At 66.2% G+C, this 18312-nt stretch carries 14 protein-coding genes; 11 read left to right on the top strand and 3 right to left on the bottom strand.

Translation table 11 applies throughout. The features are described 5' to 3' along the window. Positions 1–229: 229 nt before the first annotated feature. A complete protein-coding gene (locus ACFPME_RS01740) occupies positions 230–1330 on the top strand; it encodes a DUF1615 domain-containing protein (protein WP_377301392.1) in 1101 nt (366 codons plus the stop codon). Between the two features lie 61 nt (positions 1331–1391). Here ACFPME_RS01740 and ACFPME_RS01735 read toward each other — a convergent pair whose 3' ends face one another. After that, positions 1392–2795, bottom strand: a complete 1404-nt coding sequence (locus tag ACFPME_RS01735; protein ID WP_377301390.1) for a cation:proton antiporter domain-containing protein — start codon at positions 2793–2795, stop codon at positions 1392–1394. A gap of 294 nt (positions 2796–3089) precedes the next feature. On the opposite strand from ACFPME_RS01735, the gene ACFPME_RS01730 reads away from it, so the two are divergent. The 3 genes from ACFPME_RS01730 (at position 3090) to ACFPME_RS01720 (ending at position 5015) form a co-directional block, all read left to right on the top strand. Next, positions 3090–3794: a glutathione S-transferase N-terminal domain-containing protein gene (locus ACFPME_RS01730; protein WP_377301388.1), complete on the top strand. Its 705-nt coding sequence runs from the start codon at positions 3090–3092 to the stop codon at positions 3792–3794. Positions 3795–3920: 126 nt separating this feature from the next. Then, positions 3921–4796, top strand: a complete 876-nt coding sequence (bla, locus tag ACFPME_RS01725) for a class A beta-lactamase (RefSeq protein ID WP_377301386.1) — start codon at positions 3921–3923, stop codon at positions 4794–4796. A 69-nt stretch (positions 4797–4865) separates the two neighbouring features. Beyond that, a complete protein-coding gene (locus tag ACFPME_RS01720) occupies positions 4866–5015 on the top strand; it encodes a hypothetical protein (RefSeq protein ID WP_214557193.1) in 150 nt (49 codons plus the stop codon). Positions 5016–5120: 105 nt separating this feature from the next. Here the strand turns inward: ACFPME_RS01720 and ACFPME_RS01715 are convergent, their stop codons facing one another. Next, entirely contained in the window at positions 5121–7361 is a 2241-nt protein-coding gene (locus tag ACFPME_RS01715; RefSeq protein WP_377301383.1) for a penicillin acylase family protein, read from the bottom strand. 289 nt (positions 7362–7650) lie between these two features. Here ACFPME_RS01715 and ACFPME_RS01710 point away from each other — a divergent pair, with 289 nt between their 5' ends. From ACFPME_RS01710 to ACFPME_RS01690, 5 genes are all read left to right on the top strand, one after another. After that, positions 7651–8346, top strand: coding sequence for a VIT1/CCC1 transporter family protein (locus tag ACFPME_RS01710; protein ID WP_377301381.1), 696 nt, complete (start codon positions 7651–7653; stop codon positions 8344–8346). A gap of 276 nt (positions 8347–8622) precedes the next feature. Then, entirely contained in the window at positions 8623–9423 is an 801-nt protein-coding gene (locus ACFPME_RS01705) for a TenA family transcriptional regulator (RefSeq protein ID WP_377301379.1), read from the top strand. 64 nt (positions 9424–9487) lie between these two features. Further along, on the top strand, positions 9488–12244 hold the full coding sequence (locus ACFPME_RS01700) for a putative bifunctional diguanylate cyclase/phosphodiesterase (RefSeq protein ID WP_377301377.1): 2757 nt from the start codon (positions 9488–9490) through the stop codon (positions 12242–12244). A 224-nt stretch (positions 12245–12468) separates the two neighbouring features. Continuing rightward, positions 12469–12810 (top strand): carboxymuconolactone decarboxylase family protein, encoded by a 342-nt coding sequence (locus tag ACFPME_RS01695; protein WP_377301375.1) that lies wholly within the window; start codon positions 12469–12471, stop codon positions 12808–12810. A gap of 1 nt (position 12811) precedes the next feature. Next, positions 12812–13762, top strand: a complete 951-nt coding sequence (locus tag ACFPME_RS01690) for a PLP-dependent cysteine synthase family protein (RefSeq protein ID WP_377301373.1) — start codon at positions 12812–12814, stop codon at positions 13760–13762. Between the two features lie 9 nt (positions 13763–13771). Here the strand turns inward: ACFPME_RS01690 and ACFPME_RS01685 are convergent, their stop codons facing one another. Beyond that, complete coding sequence (locus tag ACFPME_RS01685; RefSeq protein WP_377301371.1) at positions 13772–15571, bottom strand: M24 family metallopeptidase; 1800 nt, start codon at positions 15569–15571, stop codon at positions 13772–13774. A gap of 161 nt (positions 15572–15732) precedes the next feature. On the opposite strand from ACFPME_RS01685, the gene ACFPME_RS01680 reads away from it, so the two are divergent. Both ACFPME_RS01680 and kdsA read left to right on the top strand, forming a co-directional pair. Continuing rightward, a complete protein-coding gene (locus ACFPME_RS01680) occupies positions 15733–17403 on the top strand; it encodes a CTP synthase (RefSeq protein WP_377301369.1) in 1671 nt (556 codons plus the stop codon). Beyond that, complete coding sequence (kdsA, locus tag ACFPME_RS01675; RefSeq protein WP_377301367.1) at positions 17400–18239, top strand: 3-deoxy-8-phosphooctulonate synthase; 840 nt, start codon at positions 17400–17402, stop codon at positions 18237–18239. Before ACFPME_RS01680 ends, kdsA begins: the two co-directional genes overlap by 4 nt. Positions 18240–18312: the final 73 nt, after the last annotated feature.

The raw sequence follows: 18312 nt of genomic DNA, 5'->3' as shown, positions 1-18312 counted from the left end.
TTTTGTCCGCATGGGAGTGGATACGCGTGCCAACGGAGCGCATCCACCGATGGCGCCATTCGCGCAGCGGCCGCCGCGGCGACCTGGGCGCGGGGCAAAGGCATGATGCCGGGCCGGGCTTGTCAAATGATTTACAAGGCAGCTGGCAGAGTGGTGGCCATGATCTCAAAGGGCAACCGTGACGTGGCTCCGATCCATCTCCTCAAGAAAGGGCGGCGCCGAAGTCTTCATGCGTAGTCGCATCGTTGCGCCGTGGCTGGCCATTGCCGTTCTGCTTGCCGGCTGCGCCGCGCAACGCCCGCAGGAAGCGCCGCTGCGCCGCCCGGCCCAGGTGCGCGCGGAGATCATGCGGCTGATGCCGGCCGGGGCGGACGATCGCGAGGGCTGGGCCACCGACATCCAGGCAGCTTTCGCGGCGCAGGGCATCGCGCCGACACCGGAAAACTTGTGTTCGGTGCTGGCGGTGACCGGGCAGGAATCGGGTTTTCAGGTCGATCCGGCGGTTCCTGGGCTGGGCCGAATCGCCCGCCAGGAGATCGACCGGCGCGCGGCGTCGCGGCATGTGCCGGGTTTGCTGGTGGATGCTGCGCTGTGGCTGAAGTCGCCTGACGGCCGCCGCTACAGCGAGCGCCTGCAGGGTGCACGTACCGAAAGGCAGCTGAGCGAGATCTTCCAGGACTTCATCGGCATGGTGCCGCTGGGCCGGCGCCTGTTCGGCGACCTCAATCCGGTGCACACCGGTGGACCGATGCAGGTGAGCATCGCCTTTGCCGAAGCCCACGCGCGTGGCTATCCCTATCCGGTGCAGGGTTCGATCCGCCACGAGGTCTTCAGCCGGCGCGGCGGCCTGTACTTCGGCGTCATGCATCTGCTGGGTTATCCGGCGAACTATCCGCAGCCGCTCTATCGATTCGCCGACTTCAATGCCGGCTGGTACGCCAGCCGCAATGCTGCGTTCCAGAACGCCGTGAGCCTGGCCTCCGGCATCCCGCTCGCGCTGGACGGCGATCTGGTCCAGCCCGATGCCGGCATGGGCGATCCCGCTGGTGCGACGGAACTGGCGGTACGCGCCCTGGGCCCGCAACTTGGCATGAGCGACGCGGTGATTCACCGCGCACTGGAGCAGAGCCAACGCAGGGAGTTCGACGACAGCCAGCTCCATGCCCGCGTGTTCGCGCTGGCCGAACGGATCGAACGCAAACCCCTGCCGCGCGCGGTGCTTCCAGGGATCGTGCTGAAGAGTCCGAAGATCACGCGCAAGCTCACCACGGCGTGGTTCGCCAGGCGCGTCGACGAGCGCTGGCTGCGCTGCGTGCGGCGGGCCGGCTAGGGGCTTCGCCGGCGCAGGCGCGTCTGCGTGCCGGCGCATCTCATGGTCGATGCCGTCGGCTCTATGGCGGGGTTGGCGTTGTACGGCGATTCGAATCGCCACTGCCCTGCCGGCGTGCAGTCATCCTGGCGCGGCGCCATGCCATCAACGGCTGCGCGGTGATGCCGTGCACCAGGACGCTCAGCACCACAATGGTGATGGCAAGCTGGGCGGCCAGCATCGACTGTGCTTCGTTCATGCCATGGGTGAGCGCGTAGGCCAGATAGTTGAGCGTGCCGATCCCGCGTATGCCGATCCAGCCGATCAGCAGGCGGCGAGCTGGCGGCGCCGCGGAGCCGAGCAGGGCGATCCCTACCGACAGCGGCCGTATCAGCACGAACAGAAGGCCGGCCAGGATCACGCCATCGAGGCTCCAGTAGCGCGCGCACACCACGCCCGCCAGCAGCACCAGCGCGAAGGCGATGAGCCGCTCCAGCGTGTCGCCGAAGGAGAGGGCGTCCGAAACCATCAGTCCCACCGACGCGGCCGGCTGCTCGACGTCACGGTGTTCGCGCCGGTTGGGATTGACCAGCATCTCGGCGGGCGGATGTGTCTGCTCGATCTCGCCTTTGCCGGGAGCATCGGTGAAGTGCGGATGCGGATGGTGCGTGACCACGTACAGCTCGGCGCTGCGCAGGCCGAGGCCGGCGGCGAACGCGGCGAGGAAGCCGGAGGCCGAGAGCAGCCCGGCGCCGGCGTAGGCCAAGGCCATCAGCGCCAGCGCGAGAAAGTCGCCCGGCGCCAGATCCTTCGATGCGGTTCGCAGCCAGGTGCCCAGCAAGCCGACGATCCAGCCCAGGCCAAAACCCAGCGTCAGTCCCGCCGCGAACGACCACAGCACGTCCACCAGCAACCAGTGCATGGTCATGGAGAAATCGAGTGAACCGGGCGACGCCATCAGCATCAAGGCAAGCATCAGAAAGGGCAGGGCGGAGCCGTCATTCAGCCCCGCTTCGCCGGACAAGGCTGCACGCATCTGGTCGGCGTCACGGGCATCGTCCACCGCAACGATGCTGGCCAGTACCGGGTCGGTCGGCGCCACCAGCGCACCGACCAGCAGCGAAAAGCCCCATGGCTGGGCCAGCCAGAAGTGCACCGCCGCGCCGACGCCGGCCACGGTCAGTGCCATCGCGGGGAACGCCAGCCGCACCGCATCGCGCCACGCGGGATTGCGAAAACCCAGCCGCAGCTTGAGACCGGTGATGAACAGCGACACCACCAGCGCCATCTCGGTGACGCGGGAAAGCCAGGCGCCGTGTCCACGCAGATCGATGTACACCAGACCCAGGCCCCAGGGACCCACCGCCATCCCCGCAAGCAGGTAGATGGCGAAATGCGTGATCGGGGTATCGTGGATCCAGCCGGACAGCAGCGAGGTGAGCAGCAGCAGGCCGCCGATGGCTCCGATCCAGGCAAGGTAATCCATGAGTCGCCATGTCCTCGATGCGCAGGCCGTGCCTGCGGTGGTGGGATGCCGGGACGACGGTGGGCATCGGCCAGGCCAGCGAGTGCCAGCGTGACCCGGCGCGGGTGAATGCCAGGTTGATCGGACGCGGGTCATCCCCGTTCAGGCGCGGGCCGCGGGATCGCCGCCTGCATGCGCGCGGCGTGGTGAGCGCGCCACGTTGCAATGCCCGGGTCGTCCCTCCATATGGCTGTCATGCGAGGTCGAGACAGGCCGGCATCATTCGCCATCACCCCTGACAGACAGGAGCAAGACGTGTCCCAGCTTTCCCGTTTTCCCATCGCCACCCGCTGGCCGCCCCGGCATCCCGATCGCATCCAGCTCTATTCGCTCAACACGCCCAACGGAGTGAAGGCATCGATCATGCTGGAGGAGACCGGGCTTGCGTACGAGCCGCACCTCGTCGACATCATGAAGGACGAGAGCCACACGCCGGAGTTCCTGTCGCTCAATCCGAACGGCAAGATCCCCGCGATCATCGATCCGGATGGCCCGGGCGGCGAGCCGCTGGCGCTGTTCGAATCCGGTGCGATCCTGCTGTACCTGGCGGACAAGACGGGGCAGTTCATCCCGGCGGACGCCGCGCGGCGCTGGGAGACTATCCAGTGGGTGTTCTTCCAGATGGCGTCGATCGGTCCGATGTTTGGCCAGCTGGGCTACTTCAACAAGTTTGCCGGCAAGGACATCGCCGACAAGCGGCCGCTGGAGCGGTATGTCAACGAATCCAGGCGCCTTCTCGGCGTGCTGGATGGCCGTCTGGACGGCCGTGACTGGATCATGGGCGACGACTACAGCATCGCCGACATCGCCACCCTCGGCTGGGTCAACAACCTCATCACGTTCTACGAGGCTCGCGACATCGTGCAGTACGACAGCTTCGGCAACGTCGTCGCCTGGCTGGAGCGAGGGCTGGCGCGCCCGGCGGTGCAGCGCGGGTTGATGATTCCGCGACGCGGCTGAGCCGCCTCGATGGGCGGTTGCCACGGCATAGCCCTGTCCGCCGCTGCGAAAAGTCATCGATGATGGATAGGCTGGGAGGGCTGGCGCAGTCGTGCGCCAGTCTCCCCCGGCCACACGCGGTGACCCATGAATCGTCGAGATCTTCTGAAGGGCGCCTTGTTGGGCGCCTCCGCCATGGCTCTTCAACCCTTGCCATCGCTCGCCGTCGATAGCGGTGGCGATGCGCCGGCGCGGCTCGCTGCGCTGGAGCGCCGCCACGGCGGGCGATTGGGCGTGGCCGTCCTCGACACCGGCAACGGGCGCCGAACCGTGCATCGCGCCCATGAACGCTTTCTGATGTGCAGCACGTGCAAGCTGCTGATCGTGGCTGCGGTGCTGGCATGTGTCGATCGCGGTGCAGAACAACTGGAGCGGCGCATCGTTTTCGACAAAGGTGCGCTGCTGTCCTACGCGCCGATATGCGAAACCCGTGCAGGCGCGCCAGGCATGACCGTGGCCGAACTGTGCCAGGCGGCGATCACGGTGAGCGACAACACCGCCGCCAACCTGCTGCTGGCCAGCCTGGGCGGGCCCGCCGCTGTGACGGCCTACGCGCGCAGCCTCGGCGATGACATGACCCGGCTCGACCGGATCGAGCCCGGGCTCAACCTGGCCAGCCCCGGCGGCCTGTTCGATACCACGACGCCAAGCGCGATGCTGGCCGATCTGCAAACGCTGTTGCTGGGCCACTCGCTCTCCGAGGCGTCGCGCCAGCAACTGCTCGCATGGCTGCGTGCCACCACGACCGGCAACAGCCTGCTGCGCGCCGGCATCCCGCACGCCTGGCGTGTGGGCGACAAGACCGGCCGCGGCCCGCGGTTCGAAACCAATGACATCGCCATCGTCTGGCCGCCGCGACGCAAGCCGCTGCTGGTGACGGCGTACTACGCAGAGTCCACCGCGACCGACGACGAGCGCGATGCCGTGCTCGCCGAGGTGGGTCGCATCGCTGCCGCGATCTGACCGGCGTCCAGCCGTCCATCACTTTCTCGCGACCCACGCGCTGCGAGTCTGTGCATGGAGGTTGCCCGCATGATCCGAAAACTGAAATCTGGCGAATACCGGCTCTACTCGCGCAAGAAGGATCCCGACACCGGCAAGCGGCGCAACCTCGGTACGTTCAAGACGCGCGAGGCCGCCGAGAAGCATGAACGCGAGGTGCAGTACTTCAAGCGGCATTGAAGGCCGGGCGGTGCGCCGACGACGGAGGCCAGCCGCCTCTCGTCGCCTGAAGGGCTTCGGGAGCATCGGCGCGGCATCCCCGGCGCGCCGATGAAGCGCATGGCGTCACGGGCCGGGGTGATAGGCGCGCTCGGTGTGCCCCTTCAGTTGCTCGGGCCAGAAGTAGACCTCACGCAGATTGCCGGTGGTATAGCGCTCGGCCTCGTCGTTGAAGTGCGGCGAATCCGGGTGACCGCTTTCGCCGCCCGCGGTGATCGCCCGGGCGCGTACCTTCGGGCCGAACTCGACGACCGCCACGAAACTGTTGCCGCCGGTGCCGTAATAGCGCTTCGTGCCCGGCCAGCGATGCGCGCCGAATGACGCGAGCGAGCCCCAGCGCGACGACACGAACGGCACCGGGATGCTTGGTTTTGCATCGTCGAACGGTTGCACGATATCGCCGTTGAGGCGCTGGAACCGATTGATCTCGCCCCATGGCACGCCCCAGCTGCCGAAGTCCTTCGTCAGCCGGTCGGAGGCTTCGACGAGCGCTCCCAGGCGTGCCTTCGCACCGGCCTTGCGGGCCATGATGTCGTAGACCGAAAGGCTTTCGGAGGTATCGGCCTTGTCGACCTCGTCCCACAAGGTGTCGCCCCAGAACACCGCCAGCGAGGTCGGCATCGAGGCGATGCCCCAGTGATAGTCCCAGTTGCGCAACATCGCGATCTGGCCTTTCAGCCTGGGCCTGAGCGGATCGTCGGCGGGCAGGGCGTCGTAGTCGGCGATCAGAATCGGCAACTGCCGCGCGAACGCGGGCAGGTACGAGTCGAATGCCTTGGTGATCAGCCCGGCCATGCTGAGGTCGTGCGCGCCAGTCAGCAGGCCGGTGGCATGGATGCCGCGGGGGTTCTCGCCGAAGGTGTCCATGTAGCGCGGATAGTCCGCCCGCTTCGGGCTGTATTTGCCGGCCGCGGAATAGGGCCAGTCGTTGGTGTTCATTGCCCAGCCGTTCGGCGGGTTCAGCACGTGCGGCGCCTTGTCCAGCGGCAACAGGCCCTGCCAGTCGGTGGCCGGGTCGCTGCCATCGACGGGCTTGGTATAGTCGAAGCGGTCGTCGCGCCCGGGAATGAACTGGGGATGCAGATAGGCGATCTCGCCCTTGTCGTCGGCAAACAGGGTGTTGTTGGACGAGTTGGCCTTGAGCTCCGCCACCTTCATGTAGCTGGCATAGTCGTTGGCCTTGGTGCGCAGCCAACTCTGTTCGAGCGCTTCCATCGGCTTGTTCATCAGCGCGGTGGCGATCCACTTGCCGTCCTTCTCGCGCACGACCGGACCGTGGTGAGTGAAGAAGGCGGTGAAGCGGCGCGTGGCCATCGAGCCGTCCTTCGCGCGATAGGGCACGTCGATGCTCCGCGTAGTGACCGGTCGCAGTGCCTTGCCGTAGCGATAGAACGGCTTGCCGTCCTTGTGCACGATGGTTTCGGCGAACTCGTCGACCACGTCGGCGCCGGTGGAGGTATGCATCCAGCCGATGTGGTGGTTGAAACCCTGATAGATGAAGAACTGGCCCCAGGTGACGGCGCCGTAGGCGTCGAGCCCGGCGTCGCTGGTCATCTGCAGCTCGGAGCGGAAGAAGAATGACGTGTGCGGGTTGATCAGCAGCAGGGCGTGGCCGTCGGCGGTCAGCTGGGGCGCAATGGCGATGCCGTTCGATCCGGTCGGTTCGGTCCAGCTCGATGGCGGCTCGACGCGTGCGAGGGCCGGACGGCCATGTCCGTAGAACGCTTCGAGCTGGTCGAGCGAAACGCGCTCGATATCGCCGCCGATGCTGCCTTCGGAGAAGCTCAACGCCATCCACGGCTCGAAATGCCTGATGACGCGCGGGTGCACGTCGGGATGCGTGGCCAGGTAGTAGTTGAGGCCGTCGGCCCAGCTGTTCATCAAGGTCTGCAGCCAGGCTGGGCTCTTCGCGTAAAGCGATTCCAGCACGACTGGATCGATGAACAGCTTCTGGCGCAGATCCTGCCAGATCGCGGCCTCGCCCTCGGTCTCGGCGAGCCGGCCAATCGAATTGAGGTAGTTGGTCTCGACCCGGTTGAAATCATCCTCGGCCTGCGCGTAGGCCATGCCGAAGACGGCATCGGCGTCGGTTTTGCCGTGCACGTGCGCGATGCCCCAGTCGTCTCGGGTGATCGTGACCGCCTGCGCTTGCCGCTGCCAGCGCGCCTGATCGGACGTGCTGGCCCCGGCGCGGGCGCTGGCGCAGATCAGCAGCAACGCGACGGCCTGCAGCAAAGCGGGCAGGCGCACGCGCTGCAGGGAGGCGCGGATCGGCCAACGGATTTGTCTTGCTGCATGTGCCTGCATCAGTCGTTCCCTTTCGCGTTCATGGCGGTGCGATGCTGCTTCGGGCGCCAGCGGGTCAGCCCGTCGGGCGCATGGCGTACCCGCCAACACTAGCAGGACCGTCCCCTGCACCGCAGGCCAGCGCTCAGTGCGGGCCGACCACGCCCGGGTCGGAAAGCATTTGCGCGGTGCGGGCAGCCGGCGTACACATTGTCGCCGCGGCTGCGCTCGCCGCTACGCTTCGTATTGCCGGAAGCGCAACGCGGTCAGCGATTGCGCAATTTCCTCCAACCTATCGGGAAGATGGCCCATGCGCCGACGTCACCATGAAAGACACCGCACCAGCAACGTCGCATGGCTGCGCGCAGCCGTGCTGGGTGCGAACGACGGCATCGTCTCGACCGCCAGCCTGGTGATGGGCGTGGCCGCGGCGCATGTCAGCGGACAGAGCGTCCTGGTCGCCGGAGTTGCCTCGCTGGTGGCCGGTTCCATGTCGATGGCAGCTGGCGAGTACGTGTCCGTGCATTCGCAGGCCGACAGCGAGCGCGCCGAGCTTGAACGCGAACACCACGAGCTGCAGACCGACACCGAGGGCGAGCATAAGGAGCTGGCCGCGATCTATGTGGGCCGGGGGCTGGATTCGGCGCTGGCCGGGCAAGTCGCCAAGCAGTTGATGGCGCACGACGCGCTCGATGCGCATGCGCGCGACGAGCTGGGCATCACCGAGACGTTCAAAGCCAGGCCGCTGCAGGCTGCCGGGGCATCGGCATTGAGTTTTGCGGTGGGCTCGGCCCTGCCGCTGGCGGTGGTGGCGTTGAGTCCAGAGGCCGTCCTGTTGCCGCTGGTGTTCAGTACTTCGCTGCTGTTCCTCGCCGCACTGGGCGCGCTCTCGGCGCGCACCGGTGGCGCGAAGGTGGGCACGGCAACCCTGCGCGTCACGTTCTGGGGCGCGCTGGCGATGGCGGTCACCGCGGGCGTCGGCATGCTGTTCGGGGTGAGTGGCTGAGCCGCCCCGAATCGTGGCGCATCTGACTGCCGACACAGGGTTACCCTTGCTGGGCAGAGCGTGACCCGTCTGGCCATCGTTGCATGTGGGTGCAAATAGCAGGAGCGCGCGGCCCTTACAGGCGCGGGCGCCACTGCGGCTATCGGTAACGGGCACGATTTCAGGGATTCCGGCATCGCATCGCGGTACCGGACAGGGCCGGTAGCGGGCTATGGCTGCGCGCCGGCAACGCGAAAGCAGCAATCAACTGAAGCGCCCAACTCCGAGGAAAATCCCATGAACCATTCCAACCATTCCAGTCATTCCAATCATTTCGAGCGCAGCGGCCCGCTGACCGAACTGACCAGCTATCCGCAATGGGCCCAGCAAATGGTGGCCGATTGCGAAAGCGCCAAACGAGGCGTCGTGGAGCACGAGCTGTGGGACCTGATGGGCTCAGCCAGCCTGGATCGTGTCTCCACCGCCAATTTCATGATGGGCATCTGGCCGGTCATCGAGCGCTTTCCCGCCTATATGGCATTGAGCCTGCTGAAAACCCGCTTCGGCCGCAGCCCGGGCGACAATCTCGCGCGGCGCTGGCTGGTGCGCAACATCCGCGTGGAGCAGAACCATGCCGAGTACTGGCTGGCGTGGGCCGAAGGCGAAGGCGTGGAACGCGACGTCGTGCTGCACGGCCGGGCGCCGCACGGCACGGGAACGCTGGCCAGCTGGTGCGAGGAGATCTGCACCACTGGCTCGCTTGCCGCCAGCATTGCCGCCACCAATTACGCCGTCGAGGGGGCCACCGGCGAGTGGTCGCAGAAGGTGTACGAGAGCAAGGCCTATGCCGAAAGCTTTCCGTCCCAGGTCAGGGTGGGCAGCTTGAGGTGGCTACAGTTGCATGCCGCGTATGACGATACCCACCCATGGGAGGCCCTGGAAATCGTCTGCACCTTGATGGGAACCGCGCCGGCCGCGGAGGAGGTGGCACATGTGGGCGACTGCATCAAGCGCAGTTACGTCAGCATGCGCATAAGCATGGACCGCTGCATGGAAGCCCGTCACGAAATGGAGGTCATGAGCGAAGCTGCTGCATGAAGAAACGGGACACGGTCGCGGCAAAGTGCGACGATAGCTTCACGACGCAGTCGCGAGAGGGATGATGCGTATCGCCACAACCACCTTGCAACGGCCGTTGTCCCGACGCTTGATGCCGTTGGCCTATGCATTGATCGCCATGATAGGGCTGATTCTTGCCCTGACGTGGGGCACGCTGCAGGTCCAGATCACTCTCGCCGGTTTCTTGAACGGCGAGAGCCTCTGGTCGAAGGCACAGAAGCAGTCGGTCATCGACCTTGAAGCTTACGCGACCGGCGGCCACGCCGCGGACCTCGCCAGTTTCAAGCAGCACTACGCGGTGCTGGAGTCCGACCGCTGGGCCCGGGACGCCGTGGCGTCAGGCAACTTCGACCGGGGAAAAGTGGCGCAGGCGTTCGGTCGCGGCAGCGTGATACCGGGCGCCATTCCCGGAATGATCTTCATCCTTCAACATTTTCCGTCCGCGCCACACATCAGCGCGGCGTTGCAGGCGTGGTACTCGACCGACGATTCGATCGCCGAGCTCGGCGATATCGCCGGCGAGCTGCAGGATGCGCGTGCGGGCGGCAGGTTGTCCGACGCGGAAATCGGTCGGCAGCGGGGGCGGATCCATGCACTCAGCCAATACATCGAGCCGCGCACCAACGTATTTTCGCTGGAGATCGCCCACGGTGCGGCCTGGGTCGGCAGGATACTGTTCGGAAGCGTGCTGGGCGTCGCCTGCATCGCGATGCTGATGTGGCTGAGCATGGCCCGCCGCATCCTGGCCGGTGTGCGCGGCACCGAGGAGCGCTACCGCCTGCTGTTCGACAGCGCTGCCGATGCGATCGTGATGATCGACGAAACCAGCGGGCGGATCGTCGACGCCAATCGCACCGCGTCGGTGTGGACCGGCCGCGAGGTGCAGGGGCTGATCGGCGACCGCTTCGTGCACTTGTTCATGCAATCGCTGTCCCGCCAGGAGGCCGGCCGGGCTGCCACCAACACCCTGCTGGGCGCCAACGGTGGCACGCGGCCGGTGGAGACGCAGACCAGCCTCGTCAACTGGGGCGATCAACCGGTGCGGCAGGCGATCATCCGCGACATTTCCGAACGGCTGGCGATGGAGCAGGAGCGCCGCGTCGCTGCCGAGGCGCTGGCCAGCATCGCCGAGGGTGTGATCATCGCCGATGCCGACCGTCGCGTGATCTCGACCAATGCCGCGCATGTCGAACTTACCGGCTTCACGATCCATGCCTTGCAGGGCAAGCGCCTGGACGAGACTCGTCGCCTGCCGGATGGAAGGCCGCTGCCGCAATCGATATGGAACGATGTCGCGGCGGGCCACAACTGGCTTGGCGAGGTGCAGAGCGGCCGCAGCGATGGCACCAGCTATCCCGAACAGCTGAGCATCAGCGCGATCCGCAATGCGGGCAATCAGGTGGTCTATTACGTGGCGGTGTTCACCGACATCCACGAGGCGAAGACCAACCAACGCCGGCTGGAGCACCTGGCGCGGCATGATCCGCTGACCGGCCTGGTCAACCGGGCGGAGTTCGAACGGTATTGTACGGAGGCGCTCGCGGTTGCCGAGCGCGAACGGCTGGCGGTGGCAGTGCTGTTCATCGATCTGGATGCATTCAAGATCGTCAACGACAGCTACAGCCATGCCATCGGCGACCGGTTGCTGATCAAGGTGGGCGAACGCATCCGCCGGCAACTGTCCGAGGGCGACGTGGCCGGCCGCATCGGCGGCGACGAGTTCACGGTGCTGATTCCGCGGCTGATCCTGCGCGAGGATGCCCGGGCCATCGTCAGCCGCCTGCTGGCCGCGCTGTCCGAACCGCTGCTGGTGGACGATTACGAAATCGTGCTCAGCGCCAGCATCGGCGTGTCCGGCTATCCGCTCGATGGCGACAACGCAGCGACCCTGATAGCGAACGCCGACGCCGCCATGTACGCCGCGAAGACCGAGGAGCGCAACGCGTTCCGGTTCTACACGCCGATGATGCACGCCGATACCCGCCAGCGGATGCAACTGGCCACCGAATTGCGGCAGGCGCTGGCGCGCAACGAGTTTCAGCTGGTGTTCCAGCCGAGCGTCGAGCTCCGCACCGGGCGGATCGTGGCGGTCGAAGCCTTGCTGCGCTGGCAGCACCCGGAACGCGGCGAAGTGTTTCCCGCAGAGTTCATTCCGGTGGCCGAAGGATTGGGCCTGATCCGGCGCATCGACGAATGGGTGATGCAGGCGACCTGCGCGCAGATCCAGGCGTGGGACCTCGCTGGCGTGCCACCGATCCGGGTGGCGGTGAACATTTCCGCGCGCTGGTTCGGCCATCCGGCCTTCGTCGAAGAGGTCAGCCGAACCCTGCAGTCGCGGCAGTTGCCTGCCCAGCGGCTGCTGCTGGAGATCACCGAAAGCGCGATGCTGCAGCTGGGCGACGACACCGAGCGCACCATGCGAACCCTGCATACGCTGGGCATCGCGGTGGCGATCGACGATTTCGGTACCGGCTATTCCTCGATGGCTTACCTCAAGCTGCCGGCGGTGGCCTATCTGAAGATTGATCGATCTTTCATCACCGGCCTGCCCGGCGACACCAACGATGCCGCCATCACCGCCGCCATGCTGGCGATGTCCCGCAGCCTCGGCCTGATCCCGATCGCCGAGGGCATCGAAACCGAGGCGCAGCACGACTTTCTGGTGCGTGCCGGTTGCATCGAAGGGCAGGGTTACCTGTACTCCTATCCGCTCAGGCCGGAAGAGGTCCAGCATCTGCTGTGCCCGAGCCAACCCCAGGCGGCGCCCAGGCTCAAGCTGGTACCGCCCAACCGGGGGTGAGCGCGATATGGGCCGAGCCCGCTGCGCTTGATATGCATCAGTGCAGGCCGCAGACCGGGGATACAGACTGGGAGCCACGTTGTCCATCCTCATGCCGCATGTCGAACCGCGGCTGCGTCGGGGCCTGCCTGCCGCGACAGGCCGATGCCACGATCCGACCCGCAGAAGGCTGCGCGGCCAAATGTCGAGATGGTCACGCAGTGCCCTTTCCGAGGAGTCGCGCCATGGATACTTCCCTTTACCCGCAAGCCACTGCGGAGCTGGCGCGCAAGCGCCGTGAACTGGCACCGGAACCGCTGAAGGCGTTCAAGGCGTTCAGCGCCGCAGTGTTCGCCGATGGTGCCTTGCCGGGCGTCACCAAGCAGCTGATCGCCGTGGCGGTGGCGCACGTCACCCAATGCCCGTATTGCATCAAGGGGCACACCGCCGAGGCGTTGAAGTGCGGTGCCAGCGAGCCGCAGATCATGGAAGCGATATGGGTCGCCGCGGAGATGCGGGCTGGCGGCGCCTATGCGCATTCCACGCTGGCACTGGATGTGATGCAGCACGCGCACGAGGCCGTTTGAGATGGCTCCGCGCTACACCACGGTATCAGGCAGCATTCTCGAGGCAGTGGGCGATACCCCGCTGCTGGAGATCGAGGGCATCTACGCCAAGATCGAGTTCCTCAATCCCTCTGGATCAATCAAGGCACGCATCGCGAAATACATGATCGAGCGGGCCGAGCAGGAGGGTCTGCTCAAGCCGGGCGACACCATCGTGGAGGCGACCAGCGGCAATACCGGCAACGCGCTGTCGATGGTGGCCGCGGTGAAAGGCTATCGCATGCTGGTGGTGATGCCCGAAGGCATGTCCAGCGAACGTGTGGCGATTTCGCGCGCGTTCGGCGCGGACGTCGTGTTCTGCGGCAAATTCCACGTCAACGATGCATTGCAGCGGGCGCGGGAGCTGGGCCAGCAGCCGCACCATTTCGCCCCGAGCCAGTTCGAATCGGAATGGAACGTGGAGGAGAACCGGTTGATCCTAGGGCCTGAAATTCTGTCGCAGTTGCCGTCCGGGCGCGTCCCCGATGCGCTGGTGCTGGGCGTGGGCACCGGCGGCACGCTGATCGGCGTGGGCCAGGCCTTCCGTGCGGTCAATCCGGACGTGCGGCTGTTCGCGATGGAGCCGTCCGAATCGTGCACGATCCTGTGCGGCGAAATCGCCACGCACAACATCGAGGGTATTTCGGATGGTTTCGTGCCGGGCATCTTTGAACGCCATGCCGGCCTGGTCAATGACGTGCTGAGCGTCTCCAGCGCGGACGCCATAAGCGAGATGAAGCGGCTGGCGCGCAGCCATGGCCTGTTCTGCGGCCCCAGTTCCGGCGCCCACATGCTGGCGGCCAAGCGCATCCGCCAGAATTTTCCCGGGTTGAAAACCGTCGTCACGGCCTTCTGCGACGAAGGCGAAAAATATCTGCACGAGTATTTCATGCAGGTCGACGCAACCGGCGTGGATGCCACGCACTTCCGTTGAGGCCGTTGCCTAAAGCGGCGCGCAATGGCGGTGCAGCCACTCCAGGTCGGCGTCTTCGAGCAAGGGGCTGAGGGCCGCGCGCACGCTGGCGTGGTAATCGTCCAGCCAGGCGCGCTCTTCCGGATTGAGCAGGTCCGCTTGCAGCGCGCGGCGGTCGAACGGGCACATCGTCAAGGTTTCGAAGGCGAGGAATTCACCGAACTCGGTGCGATCTGCCTCGACCACCACCGCCAGGTTCTCATGGCGGATGCCGTGCCGGCCGGGCTTGTACAGGCCTGGCTCGATCGAGCTGATCATGCCCGGTTCCAGCGCCACCAGCGCGCCTCCGGTGACCGGTGCGCGGATCGCGTGGGGGCCTTCATGGACGTTGAGGAAATAGCCCACGCCATGGCCCGTGCCGTGGCCGTAATCCATGCCGTTGGCCCACAGCGGCGCCCGCGCCAGAGCGTCCAGTTGCGGACCGCTGGCGCCTTTGGGGAAACGTGCGCGGGACAGCGCGATCATCCCCTTCATCACAAGCGTCGCGTCAAGGCGCTGCTCCGACGTGGTCTCGCCCAGGGCCAGCACGCGGGTGATGTCGGTGGTGCCGCCGAGATACTGACCGCCCGAATCGATCAGCAGCAGGCCCTTGGCCTGCAGTGTGCTGTGCGATTGCGGCGTGGCGCGGTAATGCGGCAACGCACCGTTCGCCTGATAGCCGGCGATGGTGGCGAAGCTCTCGCCGACATAACCGGGCTGGGCCGAGCGCTCCTCGTAGAGCAGCGCATCGACATCCAGCTCGGTCAGGGTCATGCCGGCGGCGAGGCGCTGCTCCAGCCGGCGGAATCCGCGGACCAGGGCGGCGCCATCGCGGCGCATCACCTCGCGGATATGGTCGAGTTCGGCAGCATTCTTGATCGCCTTGAACGCGGTGCTCGGATTGGCCGCCTCGACCCGCTGAACCGTCGGCGCAATGGCTGCGGCGATCGCACTGACCACCCGCCCGCTGTCCAGCAGCAGGCGGTCGGCGGCGCCCAGCTCCTGCAGGGCCGAGGTGATCGAGGCGTAGTCGGCGATGGCGATGCCGTCGGCGGCAAGCATGGCCACCAGGGCGTCGCTGAGCTTGCCGCGATGGACGAACAAGGTGGCGCGGCTGTCCGCCTGCACCAGCAGGTGGGCGAGAAACACGGGATTGCACTCGACGTCGCTGCCGCGCAGGTTGGTCAGCCAGGCGATGTCGTCGAGGCTGGACAGCAGATGATGGGTGGCGCCGAGCTTGTGCATCGCTTTGCGCAGGCGGCTGAACTTCTCGGCGCGCGTGACGCTGGCGTAGGCCGGGGCGTGTTCTATCACCGGCGCCTGCGGCAACGCCGGACGGTTCGTCCAGACCATGCCGGGCAGGTCCAGGTCAGTGCGCAGGGTGACGCCACCATCGCCCAGCCAGCGCTCGATCTGGCGCTGGGTGGTCAGTGCCACGCTGTCGCCCGCCACGGCCAGCACATCGCCTTCGTGCAGGTGCTGCCGCAGCCATTCCAGATGTTCCGGCGTATGCGGCACGCGCAGCTTCATCAGCGTGACGCCACTGTCGGCGAGTTGCTGCTCGGCTTGCGAGAAGTAACGCGAGTCCGTCCACAGCCCGGCGTGTTCGCGGCTGACGATCAGCGTGCCGGCCGAACCATCGAAACCCGACAACCAGGCGCGCGCCTGCCAGTGCCCGGGAAGATATTCGGACAGATGCGGGTCGGCACTGGGAACGAGCACGGCGGCGATGCCGTGCTGTTGCATGGCCGCGCGCAGGGCGGCAAGGCGGGCGGGGATGGGGTTGTTCATGGAAGGAAATGCTAGCAGAGGGCGGCACCGGCCCCGGGGCCATGGACCAAGCGCCGACTTTGGGGCCGGGAAATGAACCAAAACAGGAAAATCCCCTTCGCCATCTCGCAGCGGGACGCTTCTGCAGCTAAAATGCCTAATTTCCAGCACGGCTGCTTTCCATGACCCCCCTGATTTTCGTCACCGGCGGTGTGGTGTCCTCGCTTGGCAAGGGCATTGCTGCGGCGTCGCTCGCTTCCATCCTCGAAGCGCGCGGGCTCTCGGTCACCATGATGAAGCTCGATCCCTACATCAATGTGGATCCGGGCACGATGAGTCCGTTCCAGCACGGCGAGGTCTACGTGACCGACGACGGTGCCGAGACCGACCTCGACCTGGGACACTACGAGCGCTTCGTGCACACCCGCCTGACCGGCAAGAACTCGATCACCACCGGCAAGATATACGAAAGCGTGATCCGCAAGGAACGCCGCGGCGACTACCTCGGCGCGACCGTGCAGGTGATCCCGCACATCACCGACGAGATCAAGCACTGCATCCATGAGGCCACCCGCGGTTTCGACGTGGCACTGGTGGAGATCGGCGGCACCGTGGGCGATATCGAATCGCTGCCGTTTCTGGAAGCGACCCGCCAGCTGCGCATCGAGCATGGTCCGGAGAAGGTGCTGTTCATGCACCTCACCCTGGTGCCGTACATCAAGGCCGCCGGCGAGATCAAGACCAAGCCGACCCAGCATTCGGTGAAAGAGCTGCGTTCGATCGGCATCCAGCCGGACATCCTGCTGTGCCGTTGCGAAGAACCGCTGCCGGAGGCCGAGCGCCGCAAGATCGCGCTGTTCACCAACGTGCCGGAGCAGGCGGTGATCAGCGCCACCGACGTGGACATCATCTACAAGCAGCCGCTATGGCTGCACGCGCAGGGGCTGGACGACATTGTGGTCAAGCGCCTCGGGCTCGATGCCGGCCCGGCCGACCTGTCCAGCTGGCAGCGCACGGTCGACGCGATGGAGCACCCCAAGGACGAGGTCACCGTGGCCATCGTCGGCAAGTACGTCGAACACAAGGATGCCTACAAGTCGCTGGGTGAGGCGCTGCGCCATGGCGGCATCAAGCAGCAGGCGCGGGTCAACCTCAACTGGGTCGACTCCGAGCAGGTCGAGGCCGAAGGCGCGGCCAAGGTGCTGGGCCAGGTCGACGCGATCCTGGTTCCCGGCGGCTTCGGCAAGCGCGGTTTCGAAGGGAAGATCCTGGCAGCGAAGTACGCGCGCGAGCACGGCGTGCCGTACTTCGGCATCTGCTACGGCATGCATGCGGCGGTGGTCGATTTCGCCCGCCACATTGCCGGGCTGACGGAGGCCGATTCCAGCGAGAACGACCGCAACACGCCGGACCCGGTGATCGGCCTGATCACCGAATGGACCACCGCCAGCGGGGATGTCGAACAGCGCAGCGACCGTTCCGACATGGGCGGCACCATGCGCCTCGGTGCGCAGGAATGCCGCCTCAAGGCTGGAACGCTGGCGCGTGAGCTGTATGGCCAGGACGTGGTGCGCGAGCGTCATCGTCATCGCTACGAATTCAACAATCGCTATCGCCAGTCGTTCGAGGATCTGGGCCTGGTGATCTCCGGCAAGTCGATGGACGACCTGTTGGTGGAGATGATCGAACTGCCGCAACAGCAGCATCCATGGTTTCTCGCCTGCCAGGCGCATCCGGAGTTCACCTCGACCCCGCGTGACGGCCATCCGCTGTTCAGCGGCTTCGTCCGCGCGGCGCGCGAGTACAAGGCCGTCCGCGAGGGCGCACGGCTGGCGCGGGAGTCGGTGGCATGAAGCTCTGCGGATTCGAGATCGGGCTGAACCGGCCGCTGTTCCTGATCGCCGGCCCCTGCGTGGTCGAGTCGGAGCAGTTGCAGATCGACACCGCCGGCACGCTGAAGGAGATCACCGACCGGCTCGGCATCCACTTCATCTTCAAGTCCAGCTTCGACAAGGCGAACCGCTCATCGGGCGAGAGCTTCCGCGGGCCTGGCCTGGAAGAGGGGCTGCGCATCCTCGCCGAGGTGAAGCGCCAGCTCGGCGTGCCGGTGCTCACCGACGTGCACGAATACACGCCGATGGATGAAGTGGCATCGGTGGTCGACGTGCTGCAGACGCCGGCGTTCCTGTGCCGCCAGACCGACTTCATCCAGAAGGTGGCGCGCGCCGGCAAGCCGGTGAACATCAAGAAGGGCCAGTTCCTGGCGCCATGGGACATGAAGCACGTGGTGGCCAAGGCCAAGGCCGTCGGCAACGACGACATCATGGTGTGCGAGCGCGGCGCCAGCTTCGGCTACAACAACCTGGTGTCGGACATGCGCTCGCTGAGCGTGATGCGCGATACGAACTGCCCGGTCGTGTTCGACGCCACCCATTCGGTGCAGTTGCCGGGCGGCCAGGGCGCCACCTCGGGCGGCCAGCGCGAATTCGTGCCGGTACTGGCGCGCGCCGCGGTGGCGGTCGGCGTGGCCGGCCTGTTCGCCGAGACGCATCCCGACCCCAGCAAGGCGCTGTCCGACGGCCCCAACGCGTGGCCGCTGGGCAAAATGGAGGCGCTGCTGGAAACCCTGCTGGAGCTGGATGCCGTGACCAAGCGGCACGGTTTCCTCGAACAGGACCTACCGTTGTAGGAGCCCGCTCGCGGGCGATGCTTTTCTTGCCATCCCAATCAGGAGCATCGCCCGCCAGCGGGCTCCTACAAGA

This window comes from Rhodanobacter umsongensis (genome assembly GCF_042654965.1).
GTDB classification, from domain to species: Bacteria; Pseudomonadota; Gammaproteobacteria; order Xanthomonadales; family Rhodanobacteraceae; genus Rhodanobacter; species Rhodanobacter umsongensis.
Note: the sequence above shows the minus strand (reverse complement) of the source record. Positions and strands in the feature narration are given on the sequence as shown.